The sequence below is a fragment of the Agathobaculum faecis genome (assembly GCF_014287995.1).
Lineage (GTDB): Bacteria > Bacillota > Clostridia > Oscillospirales > Butyricicoccaceae > Agathobaculum > Agathobaculum ammoniilyticum.
The window spans coordinates 212,092-225,756 of sequence record NZ_JACOPL010000002.1 but is presented as its reverse complement, the minus strand read 5'-3'; the positions used below and the strand labels follow the sequence as shown (position 1 = coordinate 225,756).

Below are 13,665 nucleotides of genomic sequence, written 5' to 3'. Positions count from 1 at the left end.
TATGCAACAAGTGACCCGAAAAAAGCTGGGCGCGGGGGTAAACCTTACCTGCGTGACCACGCCGAAATTCAAACGGGCGGTGCTGCGCGCGGCCTTGCTGCTGCCCCTCGGCGGGCCGGATGCCGCGTTGCGCGCCTGTCTGCCGCAGGTTCTGCGGCGCGGTACGGCGCAGCTTCCCGACCTGCGCGCGCTCGGCACGACGCTCGACGAGCTGTACGGCGCGCGCATAGAAGCCATCGTGCGCAAGGAGGGCGAAACCCTGATCATCGGCTTTCTGTCCGACTGCATCGACGAGGCCTACGCCCCCGGCGCGGCCGGACTGACCGGACGTGTCGTCCGCCTGCTGGCCGACCTGATGTTCGACCCGTATCTGCAGGACGGTGTGTTCTGTCCGGATTACACCACGGGCGAACGGGACAACCTAATCGACCGGATCGCCGCGCAGAAAAACGATCCCCGCACCTGGGCGCCCAAGCGACTGACCGAGCTGATGTGCGCGCAGGAGGCCTACGGACAGCCCGCGCTCGGCACCGCGGAGCAGGCCGGCCGCATCACGGAGAACAAGCTGTATACCGCGTATCTCCGCGCGCTGGAGGAGGCTCAGGTCGAGCTGTTTTACTGCGGCACGCTCGCTCCGGAGGCAGTGGCGCATCTTTTCCTGGATACGCCCCTCGCCCGCCGGACCGAACGGCCGTTTTATCTGCCGCACACCACGGTCGCCGCGCAGCCCGCAGGGGACGCGCGCGAGGTCGTGGAGGAGGAGCCGGTGACGCAGGGCAAGCTGTCGCTCGGCTTCCGCACGGGCGGGAGCTGCCTGACCGGCGGCGACCCCGCGGCCTACTGGATGTTCCAGACCATTTACGGCGGCTCGACCAGCTCCAAGCTGTTTGTCAACGTGCGCGAGAAGCAATCGCTTTGCTACTACGCGAGTGCGCAGTTCATCGCCTCCAAGGGTATCATGCAGGTCAATTCCGGCATTGAAAACAGGGATTTCGCGACCGCGCGGGATGAGATCCTGCGCCAGCTCGACGCCTGCCGGCAGGGCGATATCACCGAGCCGGAGCTGGAATCCGCCCGAAAAACCCTGGTGACCAACTGGCGCGCCATGCTGGACGACCCGCTCGCGCTCGAGCGCTACTGGCTCGGCCAGGCGGCGGCCGGTACGCTGACCGCGCCCGAGGACCGCATCCAGCAAACCGAAGCTGTTACGCTCGGGCAGGTGGTCGCCGCGGCGCAAGCGACCACGCTCGACATGGTATACTTTATGAAGGGGGCGGCGCAATGAGCAAGCAATATTCCGCCCTGCGCGAGCGCATGGAAACGCGCACGCTGGACAACGGCCTGCGCATCTGCTATCTGCCTAAGGAGGGCTTCAGCAAAACCTTCGCCATCCTGGCTGCCAATTTCGGCTCTGTGGACGCCTCGTTCACCTGCGAGGGCCGGCGCTACGATACGCCCGCGGGCGTGGCGCACTTTCTGGAGCACAAGATGTTTGAAGACCAGGACGGCAACGCCCTGCAGAAATTCGCGCGCACGGGCGCGAGCCCGAACGCCTTCACCAGCCAGACCATGACCGCCTATCATTTTTCCTGCACCGACCGGTTTGAAGAAAACCTCGAGATCCTGCTGAAATTTGTGTTCACGCCGTATTTCACCGAGGAAAACGTGCAAAAGGAGCGGGGCATCATCGGGCAGGAGATCGGCATGATGGACGACACCCCTGGCTGGCAGGCATTCGTCGGCCTGTTCCAGGGGCTGTACCGCACGCATCCGGTCCGTGTGTCCATCGCGGGCAGCACGGAGAGCATCGCACAGATCACGCCGGAAACGCTGTACGCCTGCCACCGGGCGTTTTACAGCCCGAAAAACATGGCGCTCGTCATTTGCGGCACCGCGGATTTTGACGAAGCCTGCCGGATTGCCGCACAGTTCTCCCCGCAGGACGCGCCCGAGATCGGCCGGCGGCACTACGGCACGCGCCGCGAGACGGTAAACGAGCTGACCGTGACCCGCTGCATGCAGGTATCGCAGCCGCAGTTCCTGCTCGGCTTCAAGGATATCCCTCTGGAGCCGGACGAAAGCCGCCTACGCCGCAGCCTGCTCGGCGAACTGGCCGTGCGCATCCTGTGCGGCGACAATTCCCCGCTGTATGCCTCGCTTTACGAGAAACGCCTGATCGGACGGGATTTTGATACCGACTATACGGTCATTCCGGAGGGCGCGGCCGCCATTCTCGGCGGCGAGAGCCGCGATCCGGAGGCGGTCCGTGCCGCGGTCGAGCAGGAGGTCGCGCGCCTGGCGCACGAGGGGGCGGACCACGCGCTTTTCTCCCGCATGAAAAAAGCCGTGTACGGCCTGCACCTGCGCGTGCTGGACGCGCCCGAAAGCTATGCGCGGCAGGAGGTAGGCGCGCTCTTCGCGGGCGAGCACTACCTCGATTTCGCGGCCCTATTCGACACCATCAGTCCGGACGACGTCCAGGCCATGTTCGCCCGCTGGGCGCGGCGCGACCGTTCCTCCCTTTCGGTCGTCGAGCCGCAGCAGTAAATCAACAAAACAGCAAAGGAAGCAATCATCATGGAACACGTCATCGCATTCCCAGGGCTTGGCCTGGAATTCACCATCAACCGCGTCGCATTCACGGTATTCGGCAAGGAAATCTACTGGTACGGCATCATCATCTGCGTCGGCTTTATCCTGGCCGCGCTCTACCTGAATTTCCGCGTCAAAAAATTCGGCTTCACCTCGGATAACCTGATCGACTGCATGATCATCTGTGTGCCGGTGGGCGTGGTCTGCGCCCGCCTGTACTACGTTGTCTTTGAGTGGGAGTATTACAGCCAGCATCCGGCCGAGATCGTCGCCGTTTGGAACGGCGGCATCGCGATCTACGGCGCAGTGATCGGCGTATTGATCGCCCTGTTCGCTTACAGCCGCTTCAAAAAGCTGTCGTTTGCCGGCCTGTGCGACATGGCCGCGCTCGGCCTGCTGATCGGCCAGTGCATCGGCCGCTGGGGCAACTTCATCAACGGCGAGGCGCACGGCGGCACAACGCTGCTCCCTTGGCGCATGACGATCGACGCGGGCAGTCCGGTACACCCGACGTTCCTGTATGAGTCCCTATGGAACCTGGTTGGCTTTATCGCCCTGCATTTCATCTCCAAAAAGCGCAAATTCGAGGGCGAGATCGCACTTCTGTACGTCGCCTGGTACGGCCTGGGGCGCGCCTGGATCGAGGGCCTGCGCACGGACAGCCTGTACCTCGGGCCGATGCGCGTGTCCCAGATCTTGGCCGTGATCAGCTGCGCCGCAGCCATCGTCATTCTGGTTCGCAAATACAACCGCATTGCGGTCAGCAAAAAATTCTACCAGCCGCCGGCGCCCGTACCGGCGGAAGCCCCTGTGCCGGTGGAGCAACCCGCAGGCAGTGAAAAGCCGAAAACGGCGCAGGAGAGCGCCGCGCCCGCGCAGGAGCCTGCGGCGAACGGCAGCCCGGCCGCGGAAAGCGCGCCGGAACAAAAGTGACCCGTTTCCATCATAAGAGGAGGATATGACATGAGTGCAGTAAGAATGGACGGAAAAGCGCTTTCCGCAAAGGTGCGCGGCAGCATCCTAGCGGAGACCAAGGCGCTGAAAGAAAAAGGCGTTACGCCCGGCCTTGCGGTTATCATCGTGGGCAACGACCCTGCCAGCGAGATTTACGTCCGCAATAAAGAGAAAGCCTGCGCCGAATGCGGCTTTTATAGCGAGAAGTATGCGCTTCCCGCGGAAACCTCCCAGGAGGAGCTGCTCGGCCTGATCGCGCAGCTCAACCAAAGCCCCCAGATTTCGGGCATCCTGTGCCAGATGCCGGTGCCGGAGCATATCTCCGAGCAGGCGGTGATCGACGCGATCGACCCGAAAAAGGACGTGGATGCGTTCCATCCGGTCAACGTGGGCAAAATTATGGTGGGCAACTTCGACTTTGTCCCCTGCACCCCCGCGGGCGTGATGGAGCTGCTCGATGAATATGGAATCGACCCCAAGGGCAAGGAGTGCGTTGTGGTCGGTCGGTCGAACATCGTCGGCAAGCCTATGAGCATGCTGCTGCTGCACCGGCACGGCACGGTCACGATCTGTCACAGCCGCACCAGCGGCCTTGCGGCGGTGTGCCGCCGCGCGGACATCCTGGTCGCCGCCGTGGGCAAGGCCGGCTTTATCACGCCGGACATGGTAAAGGACGGCGCGGTTGTGATCGATGTCGGCATCAACCGCAACGCCGAGGGCAAGGTCTGCGGCGATGTTGCGCCGGAGGTCATGGAAAAGGCGTCCTATATGACGCCGGTGCCGGGCGGCGCGGGACCAATGACCATCACCATGCTGATGAAGAACACGCTCAAGGCCGCAAAGCTTCAGCACAGTCTTTGAGCTGGAAACAGAAGGCGTGCCAGCGTACGACGTTTTATCCGTGGATACAACACGATGCCGCCCCTCCGTGCGGGGACAGTGCGCCGCCCGGCGCGGGGGCAAAAGGGGAGGACAACTCGCATGGGTTGTCCTCCCCTTTTGAATTCCCTGCTTTCCTTTTTTCACGGCTACAAGGTTTTGGCGCTTCCACAGGGCCAGTTTACGGCATTTGCTCCCGCAAATAAGAGCGCGCTCCGCGCGCAAGGTAGGTCGCGCGTTCCATCTGCCGCCCATTTGCTGTATCACGGTAAGCGCAACGGCTTCCACCCCAAGGGGATGGTGGGTGGGGTGGGCGGCGGCTCCCCCCTCCCGCGCGCTGTTACGCGCGCATGAACCGTTTCGGACAGGCGGTATCCGTTTTCCCGCTGTCCCGATCTAACCTCCGCGCGAACAGAGCTCCCGCAACAGCCTCCGTATTTTTTTCGGAGCGGTCCCGATCAGAAATAGGAACGGCGCAGCCGTTCCCGCCTCCGGCCTGCGCATCAGGGAAAAGGGGGGATTGGCAAGAGGGGAGAAACCGTCGGTTTCTCCCCTCTTGTCCGCCCGCGCCGCGCAGGCGCAGCTTCCCCGCTTTCGCCAAAGCGGAAACGCAAACGGAGAGGAAAACCACTTCCTCCCCGTTTTTTATATATTTACAGTATGTAGACCTGCGTCGTCTCGTAGACCTCGTAGACCTTTTTGAGCGTCGCCATCTCGGTTCCGGCCAGCCGGCTGCTCGCCCGCGCGGTAGCGACCGCAAAACGCGCCATTTCGTCAAACCGCAGGCCCTTGTTCATCGAATTGGCGATCGCGCCAACCATTGCGTCGCCCGTACCGACCGCGCCTTCGTCGTAGATGCGCGGGTTGGTGTTGACGTACAGCGCTTCGTCCTCGCTTTTGGAAACGAACACCGCGCCCTCCTGACTCATGGAAACACAGACCGTACCCGCGCCCATATCCAGCATCTTGCGCGCGGAAACCAAGACAACCTCTGGATCGGTCGAGGGCTTATCACCGACCGCCTCCGCCAACTCGAAGATATTCGGCTTGACCACATCAGGTTCGCACTGAAGCGCTTCGAGCAGCAGCTCGCCCTGCGCGTCGATAATCAGCCTGCAGCCGCGTTTTTTGATCGTCTGGCACAGCTTACGGTAATTCTGCATAGAAAAGCCCGGCGGCGTGGAGCCGGCCAGGACAAAAATATTGCCCTTATCTAGGTAATTATCCATACGGTCCAGCAGACGGAGGAAATCCGCGTCTTCCAGCTTGTTGCCCGGTTCGTTGACCTCCGTATGCCCGCCCTGCGCGTCGATGATCTGTGTGTTGACACGCATCTGTCCCGAAACATCGACAAAATCATGGTGAATATCCGCAGAAGTCAGCATATCTTTCATCATACGGCCGTTTGTACCCGCAGAGAAACCCAACGCCACGCTGTCCCCGCCCAGCGCTTTGACGGCGCGGGAAACATTGATACCCTTGCCGCCCGGTTCCAGATAACTGGACACCGCCCGGTTGAGCTTGCCCACGACCAACGGCTGTTCGATGCGCAGCGTGCGGTCGAGCGCGGCATTGAGCGTTATCGTGATAATCATAGGAGCCCCTCCTGAAACAATTTCTCTCTTCTTTCTATTTTACCGAATCGGACGGACAATGTAAATGCTTTTTCGAAATATTCGAGGCAAAACAAAAAGCGGCAGCGTATCCAAAAACGATAGCCGCCGCCCCTATAATCCTTTTTCCGCCAGCCCGCGCGCCAGGCTGATATAAAACCGCTTCACAGAAAAGCCCGGCGCGTCCTTTCGGAACACGTCCACCACCTGCTGGTGGGAAACCCCGTCCAGCGTGCCGCGGTACAGGCCCCACCGCGCGGAGGCCGGCGTGACCAGCCCGTCGCTCGCCCCGTGCGCGGGGTAAAACAAACCGCGCGTCAGCATCATAGCGCCATCCGGATGCACCGTGCCGATCCGTGTCCCCCAGCTTTGGTAAAACACGCAGTTCGCATCCGGGTTGTCCCGATTGAAACGCACGAGATATGCCGGCGTAAGCTGCTCGCCCGCGCGCAGGGAATCCGGCTTTTCATCGCCGTGCCGCGACCAGTAGGCGTCGTTCCCACACGCCCACAGCGCAACGCCCGGACGGGCGTACAGCAGCAGCTCGGCTACACGCGAGCCGCGGTTAGGCGTGGACAGCATGGAAAGCGAAGCAATATACCGCCCGTATCCCATGTTGGAGATCAGATACCGCGCCTCCAGCCCGCCCTTGGAATGAGCGATGATATTCACCCGTCGGCAGCCCTGCTCCCTGAGGACGCGGCGCACCGTGCGCGCGAGCTGCGCCGCGCCGGTCTCGATGCTGCCCCAAGCGTCCTGCCCACCGAGGTAAACGACGGCGCCTCGGGCGCGCAGCAGATCCGGCACACGCCCCCACGGCGTGTAAAGGCCGCCCTGATCGGTCACCCCCAGCCCGTGCGCCAGGATAATCGGATATCTCGTCATAGCGTCTTTTCCTGTCATTTGTGGTATTTGCCGCCTGCGGCAATATTCAGCGCGCGGTATACCTGCTCCAGCACCATCACGCGCGCCAAATGGTGCGGGAACGTCATGGGAGACATGGACAGGCGCAGCGCCGCGCGCTGCTTGATGCGCTCCGACAGCCCGCAGGAGCCGCCGATCACCAGGCACACCCTGCTGGTTCCGGAAACCGTCAGCCGCCCCAGATAGTCGGCAAGCTGTTCGGACGACATCGTCCGTCCCTCCACACACAATGCAACCACCGCCGTCCCCTGCGGGAGCTTTTCCTCGATCAGACCGGCCTCTTTCTCAAGCGCCTGCCGCACCTCTCCCGCCGAAGGCGCCTGCGGCAGCCGTGCCTCCGGCAGCTCGACGATTTCCAGCCTACAGTACGCGCCAAGGCGTTTCTCATATTCCTTTACCGCGTCCGCCCAGAACTTTTCGCCCAGCTTGCCGACGCAAATCAGCCGGACAGAGAGCATGCTTCTTCCTCCCCGAACAGGACCGGCTCCTCCATGCGCTCGCGCGGCGCGATATGGACCGCACAGGCGGGCAGACCGCGCAGCGCAGCCCTGGTCTGTTGGAACGCCAGCTCCGGTATATTGTTTTTCTCGCTCAGATGGGCAAGGATCAGCGTCCTTGTCCCGTTTTTGACCAGATCGGCGGCAAATGCCGCGCAGTCCGGATTGGACAGGTGACCAGCCGGCCCTGCCACGCGCATCTTGAGCGGGTACGGGTACGGCCCCGCCTGCAGCATATGCGGGTCGTGGTTGCTTTCCAGTACGACCGTCCCGCAGCCGCGCAGCCTGTCCGCCACATCGCGCGGCACAAAGCCGAGATCGGTCGCAAACCCGAACCGGCTTTCACCGTGGGACAATATGTAGCCGACACTGTCCGCCGCGTCGTGCGGCGTTTCAAAGGTCTCAACATCCACGTCCCGCACCCAGAACGCCTCGCCGCTTTCAAATACGTTCAGCCGGTCGCGGCAGAGCGGCTCCTTTTGCGCAAGCGCCTCCGCCGTGCCGCGCGAGGCAAACACCGGCGCGCCCGCTTTCTTCAGGAACATCGGCAGGCCCTTCACATGGTCGATATGCTCGTGCGTAAGCAGCACGGCCGACAGGTCGTCCAGCCCCAGTCCGACCGCCGTGAGCGCGGCCGTGATCTTGCGCAGGGACACCCCCAGATCAATCAGAATTGCGGCGCCTCCGGCCACATACAGGCCGCAGTTGCCGGTCGAGCCGCTTGCAATGCTGTAATAATACCGTTCCGCCACTGACTAAACCCCTTTGCTTTCCAAAACAGCGGAGAGGTTGCCCCCTCCGCTGTCTGCATCCTGCTTGTGTTACGCGCGCTCCGCCATGCCCATGGAATCCGGTATCTCCGAACGGTACATATCCGCGCCAAGCGCCACAAATTTCTCCACCAGCGTTTCGTAGCCGCGCTCGATGTTCTGCACCTGCTCAACCTCGGTCACACCCTTGGCCGCCAACCCCGCGATAACCATGGCCGCGCCCGCGCGCAGGTCGTGCGCGCGCACCGGCGCGCCCTTGAACTCCTCGACGCCCTCAATAACCGCGATCTTGCCGTCCACATGGATGCTCGCACCCATGCGCGCCAACTCCTCAGTATAGCGGTAGCGGCTGTCCCACACGCCCTCGGTGACGATGCTCGTGCCTTCCGCAAGGCAAAGCGCGGTTGTCATCTGCGGCTGCATGTCGGTCGGGAAGCCTGGGTACGGCATGGTCTTGATGTTGGTGCGCGTCAGGCGGTTCTCCCTCCGCACCAGCACCGAATCGTCGAATTCCGTGACCTCCACGCCCATCTCCTTGAGCTTGGCGGTGATGCACTCCAGATGCTTGGGGATAACGTTTTTTACCAACACCGAGCCGCCGCACGCCGCGACCGCGGCCATAAATGTGCCGGCCTCGATCTGGTCCGGTATGATGGAATAGCTGCCGCCCTGTAGCCGCTCCACGCCGCGGATCTTAATCACGTCCGTACCCGCGCCCTTGACGTCTGCCCCCATCGCGTTGAGGAAGTTCGCCAGATCGACGATATGCGGCTCCTTGGCGCAGTTCTCCATAATGGTCTGGCCTTTGGCGAGAACCGCGGCGAGCATGATATTCATGGTCGCGCCCACCGAAACCACGTCAAAATAGATGTGCGCGCCGTGCAGACCCTCTTCGGGAGCCTCCGCGCGGATATAGCCGCCCTTGGGCAGCGTAACCTTGGCGCCGAGCGCCTCGAAGCCCTTGATATGCTGGTCGATCGGGCGCACACCGCCGAAGTTGCAGCCGCCTGGCATCGCGACTTCCGCAAAGCCGTATTTGCCGAGCAGCACGCCGAGCAGATAGTACGAGGCGCGCAGCTTGCGCTCCAGCTCATGCGGCTTGAGGCTCGGGTGCTGGGAATTGCGGATCTCGACCGTCGTCGCGTTCACAAGGCGGATCTGCGCGCCAAGCTCCCGCATGATCTCGAGCTGCAGCGTTACGTCAATGATCTTCGGCACATTTTCAATCCGCACCGGCCCATCCGCCAGCAACGCCGCCGGCACGATCGCGACCGCCGCGTTTTTTGCGCCCGAAATCGTAACCTCGCCGTTGAGCGTTTTACCGCCGTTGATTACATACTTGGTCAAAATCCACCTACTCCTCACTCTTTGGTCCGCGCGGCCGGTCGGCCGCAGCTGTCAAATACCATACTCTATTTTATGAAAACGGACGCCCCCGTGGTGCATCCGCGCAAAATTTCACCTATATATTTTACCACAATTTCCGATAAAGGAAAGCCCTTTTTCAATTTTCCTGCTCGAGTATCGTTTTTTTAGCACAATCCACCAAATAATCCCCCGAATCCGTTCCGATCTTCCAAGTGGGCATCAACTGCAGGCGCCTGCCGCTGTCCGACTGCAGGCGGTAGCCGATGGTCATGCTGGTGATGCGGGTGCAGTCCTGCCCGTTTGCCGCGAATGCAAGCAGCGCGTCCGAGGCGACGCAGACCGTGCCGCTCGCCTGCACGGTCGTATAGGGCGTGCCAAAGCTCCACAGGCCGGAAACGGCGACGCCGCCCTGCCCGTCGAACCGCAGGGATATCTGCCGGTTGAAAACCGGCAATCCGGCCGCGGTGCCTGTCATGGTCACGGACAGGCCATCCGCTGTATACGCCGCGTCGTCCGACGCAAGGCCCCATTTTTCCAGCAGCCGCTGTGCCAGACGCTGCGCCTGCTTTTCCTCCTCCGGCGCAGGCTCTCCGGTCGCGCACTCGCCCTGCAGCCTCCCGTCCGCCTGCCATTCCAACGAACCGGACGCGCCCTCCAGCAGCACCGCGCCGTCCTCGCGCTCCGTACGCTCCAGCTCGCCGCCGAGCGCGGCCGCGGCGACCGCCTCCTCGCTGGTGCGGCTGCGGTCGACCGACAGCGTGGGCAGCACCGTGTCCCCGGGCAGGCGAAACGACGCATCCAGCTCTATCCCGTAGCCGGAAAGCAGTTCGCCCAGATTGGCCTGCAACTCGCGGACACGCTCCCAGTCCTGCCACTGCTTCACGCCCAGATTACATAAAAGGAACGCATTGACCGCCACCAGAATGACGATCAGTATATTTTTTACCTTACCCCATTGCAAAGCGTCCGTTCCTCCTCTCCCGCCGTGCGCACCGCATCACAGATAAAACCGGCCGGGCGCAAAATAGTCTCCGTCGCTGCGGTAGGCGACCATCAGACTGCGCGTTTCCCCCTGCGCGCCCGCCGCCGCCTGCCGCGCGGGAAGCACAGTGCGGCGCACCTCGTCCGCGTGGAAGCGCTGCAGCCGGATGGTCGCGGAGGTGAGCGAGCCGTTTTCAAACACAAAGGTTGCGAAATCGTTGTCCCCCAGCACAGGGACGCCGCCGTACATCTGCAGGAACACCAGCGTCGTGCGGTTGCCGTTGTGCTGCACCGCGTAGAGCGAGGCGTGGGTGTCGGTTTCCCCCGCGCGCACCGCCGTGTCCAGGATCGTCCGCGCGCAGTCAAGCTGGGCGTCCAGCGCGGCACGGCCGGCGGCCTCCCCCGCGTCGTAGGCGCGCACCGTGCTGTCCGCGCCCGCCGCGTACTGGATCAGGCCGGCCGCGTTCACGCGCAGCGTACTCACATCGTCTACAAACACCCGAACGCGGTCGTTCTGCTCGGAATAATAGTTCGCATACGGCGTAAAGCCGAACGCATCGAGCAGGTCCTCCAATCCGGTGCCGCTCTGCGGGTCGAACAGGTCGATGCTCCCCGCTTTGAGCAGGGGGAGCGACAGCGTTTCCCGATCAAACAGCAGCGTTTCCGGATAAACCGCATACGCCTCGCCGGAAAACTGGCAGGACAGGCCACGGAAGCCCTGCTGCGCGGCGCGCAGCACGCTTTCGTCCGCGTCCGCCGCGGCGGCGTACAGCGCGCCCGTATCCGTGCGCACAAACAGCTGGCCGCTGCCCGCCGTATAAACCAGCGTCTCAACCGCCAGGTCGCTCTGCCAGGAGCCGCCCATCCAGCCGGCTGCAACGCTCAGCGGGATCGCGCCGTGATAGCGCAGCAGCGCGCAGTCCCCGGCCCGCAGGGCTGCGACCAGCTCCGCCTCTTCCGCCTGCTCCAGCTCCCCGTCCGACAGTACCGCCGCCCACAGCGGACGGACCGCTTCCAGGCCTGCGTCGATGTCGGTCAGGCTGTACTGCACGCCGTAAAGCTGTCCGTCCGTGGTCAGCGCGAGCTGCGCGGGCTCGGCCGCCGCCACGCCGGACGAGCGTAGCTCGTACCCGACCGCGCCGCCGAACACATGGTCGTACGCGCGCCGCAGCAGGTTGTCCGCCGGCATCTGGTCGATGTTCATGCCCGCCAGCCAGTTGGCCGCGCAAAGCACGCCCAGCAGTAGAACCAGCACGATCAGGGAAACGTTTTTCGCGGTGTTTTTCACCGAATGTCCGGCCTGGTTCATACCGGCCCCTCCTCCCGATTCGGGATGAGGTCGGTCGGCAGGGTGATGGTCACAGTCGTACCCTTGCCATATTCGCTGGCCAGCGCGATCTTGCCCTCGTGCTGCTCCACGATCTCCTTGGCGATCGCCAGGCCCAGACCGGTGCCGCCCGCCTCGCGGCTCCTCGCCTTATCCACGCGGTAGAAGCGCTCGAACAGGCGCGGCACGTCCGCCGCCGGAATACCCACGCCGTCGTCCTCCACTGTGATACGCACGCGGTTGGCTCCGGCCATGCGCGCGGACAGACGCACATGGCCGCCCGCCGGCGTGTATTTGACCGCGTTGGACAGGATGTTCACCACAACCTGCTCGATCCTCTCGCGGTCGCCCACGATCTGCGGCAGGTCGTCCGGCGTATCCACAGTCAGCTCATGCCCGCTGTCCTCCGCCGTGAATTTCATGGCGTTGGCCACGTTTTTCAGCATATCCCCCAGCGGGAAGCGCGTCATACGCAACTCCATCCGGCCATAGTCCAGCTTGGACAGTGTCAGCAGGTCGGTCACGATGCGCGCCATGCGCTCGGACTCGCTGGAGATAACGCCGAGGAACTGCTTTTCCGTATCGATCGGGATGTCGCCCGCCGCGTCCAGCAGCGTTTCGGTATACGAGCGGATATTAGTCAGCGGCGTGCGCAGCTCGTGCGATACGTTCGCCACGAACTCACGGCGCGCGTCGTCCAGCCGGCGCTGCTCGGTAATATCGTGGATAACCGCGATCACGCCGCCCTCCCCGTCCAGCGCGCCGTACGGCGCGAGTGTGACCGAAAGCACGCGGCCGAAGCGCGTAATCTCACTGGTCAGGAACGACCGCATGGCGGTCTCGTCCGAATTGGGCATATCCAGGTCGGCGAACATTTCGTCGAATGTCAGGCCGTCCTCCACCCGCACGCCCAGCAGGCTTTCGGTCGCCGGATTCATATGGATGAGCCGGCCCGCGGTCGTGAACGCTGCTACGCCGTCCGTCATATGCAGGAACAGGGTGTTCAGCTTGTCTCGTTCGCCCTGCACCTCGCCGACCGTGTTCTTGAGCTGACCCGCCATGTAGTTGAACGAGCGTGTCAGCTCGCCGATCTCGTCCGAGGACTGCACGCCCAGCTCCTGATCAAAGTTGCCCTTCGCGATCGAACGGGCGCCCTCGGTGATGCGCTCGATCGGGGTGGTGATGGTTTTGGAAAGCAGAAAGGAAAGCAGGATGGCCGCGAGCAGACCGAACATCATCGCCTGCATGACGATCTGGAAGAACCGCCAGGACATGTCCGACACCTCGCGCTTGTCATCCGCAATGTACACAATATAATCGACCTGGTCGCCGTCCCCCGCGCGGATCGGGACCGCAACGTCCATCACGCTGTCCGCGACCGACGAGCGGGTACCCGTCTCTCCCGCCATCGCCGCGATGACGTTGCTTGTCCGCGTGAACGAGGCTTCGCGGAGCGCGTTTGAGCTTGCCAGCACGCGCCCCTGGCTGTCCAGAATATAATAGGTCCGGTAATTATCGATGCCAAGCTGCCCCTCGTAGCTGTCCACGACAGTCTGGATATCCGTTGTTCCTGCCTGGGCCGCGTTTTCGAGCGACTGCATCACATCCGTCTGGTTAAACACGTTCTGCATATCCTCGTAAAAGCTGTCAATATAGAACGTGCTGACGCTGTTGATCAGGAACGTACCCACCACGGCCATGACCGAAACGATCATCAGCACCAGGATCAGCACAAGCTTCATGTGTAAGGATCGAAACAT

Annotated in this window: 12 protein-coding genes; 4 read left to right on the top strand and 8 right to left on the bottom strand. The window is 62.7% G+C overall.

Annotated elements, in window-relative coordinates:
* The first annotated feature begins 1 nt into the window (after position 1).
* The 4 genes from yfmF to folD are packed head-to-tail and all read left to right on the top strand — an operon-like array spanning position 2 to position 4,407.
* Entirely contained in the window at positions 2–1,285 is a 1,284-nt protein-coding gene (yfmF, locus tag H8S45_RS03060; RefSeq protein ID WP_186949529.1) for an EF-P 5-aminopentanol modification-associated protein YfmF, read from the top strand.
* On the top strand, positions 1,282–2,547 hold the full coding sequence (yfmH, locus tag H8S45_RS03055) for an EF-P 5-aminopentanol modification-associated protein YfmH (RefSeq protein ID WP_186949527.1): 1,266 nt from the start codon (positions 1,282–1,284) through the stop codon (positions 2,545–2,547). Before yfmF ends, yfmH begins: the two co-directional genes overlap by 4 nt.
* A 30-nt stretch (positions 2,548–2,577) precedes the next feature.
* The gene (gene lgt, locus H8S45_RS03050; RefSeq protein WP_147573799.1) at positions 2,578–3,525 is read left to right on the top strand and encodes a prolipoprotein diacylglyceryl transferase; all 948 of its coding nucleotides are present in this window, start codon (positions 2,578–2,580) and stop codon (positions 3,523–3,525) included.
* Positions 3,526–3,555: 30 nt separating this feature from the next.
* Positions 3,556–4,407, top strand: coding sequence for a bifunctional methylenetetrahydrofolate dehydrogenase/methenyltetrahydrofolate cyclohydrolase FolD (gene folD, locus H8S45_RS03045; protein ID WP_054327411.1), 852 nt, complete (start codon positions 3,556–3,558; stop codon positions 4,405–4,407).
* A 671-nt stretch (positions 4,408–5,078) separates the two neighbouring features.
* Here the strand turns inward: folD and H8S45_RS03040 are convergent.
* The 8 genes from H8S45_RS03040 to H8S45_RS03005 form a co-directional block, all read right to left on the bottom strand.
* Positions 5,079–6,020 carry a 1-phosphofructokinase family hexose kinase gene (locus H8S45_RS03040; RefSeq protein ID WP_054327409.1) on the bottom strand — a complete coding sequence of 314 codons (942 nt, stop codon included), beginning with the start codon at positions 6,018–6,020 and terminating at the stop codon, positions 5,079–5,081.
* Positions 6,021–6,152: 132 nt separating this feature from the next.
* Positions 6,153–6,923: an esterase/lipase family protein gene (locus H8S45_RS03035; RefSeq protein WP_054327408.1), complete on the bottom strand. Its 771-nt coding sequence runs from the start codon at positions 6,921–6,923 to the stop codon at positions 6,153–6,155.
* Positions 6,924–6,937: 14 nt separating this feature from the next.
* Positions 6,938–7,420: a 23S rRNA (pseudouridine(1915)-N(3))-methyltransferase RlmH gene (rlmH, locus tag H8S45_RS03030; RefSeq protein WP_186949525.1), complete on the bottom strand. Its 483-nt coding sequence runs from the start codon at positions 7,418–7,420 to the stop codon at positions 6,938–6,940.
* Positions 7,402–8,211 (bottom strand): MBL fold metallo-hydrolase, encoded by an 810-nt coding sequence (locus H8S45_RS03025; protein ID WP_054327407.1) that lies wholly within the window; start codon positions 8,209–8,211, stop codon positions 7,402–7,404. The genes rlmH and H8S45_RS03025 overlap by 19 nt, the downstream gene beginning before the upstream one ends.
* A 69-nt stretch (positions 8,212–8,280) precedes the next feature.
* A complete protein-coding gene (locus H8S45_RS03020) occupies positions 8,281–9,576 on the bottom strand; it encodes a UDP-N-acetylglucosamine 1-carboxyvinyltransferase (RefSeq protein ID WP_054327406.1) in 1,296 nt (431 codons plus the stop codon).
* Positions 9,577–9,733: 157 nt separating this feature from the next.
* Positions 9,734–10,558, bottom strand: coding sequence for a hypothetical protein (locus H8S45_RS03015; protein WP_107631500.1), 825 nt, complete (start codon positions 10,556–10,558; stop codon positions 9,734–9,736).
* A 36-nt stretch (positions 10,559–10,594) separates the two neighbouring features.
* Complete coding sequence (locus H8S45_RS03010) at positions 10,595–11,887, bottom strand: hypothetical protein (protein WP_107631499.1); 1,293 nt, start codon at positions 11,885–11,887, stop codon at positions 10,595–10,597.
* Positions 11,884–13,665, bottom strand: coding sequence for an ATP-binding protein (locus tag H8S45_RS03005; protein WP_107631498.1), 1,782 nt, complete (start codon positions 13,663–13,665; stop codon positions 11,884–11,886). Before H8S45_RS03005 ends, H8S45_RS03010 begins: the two co-directional genes overlap by 4 nt.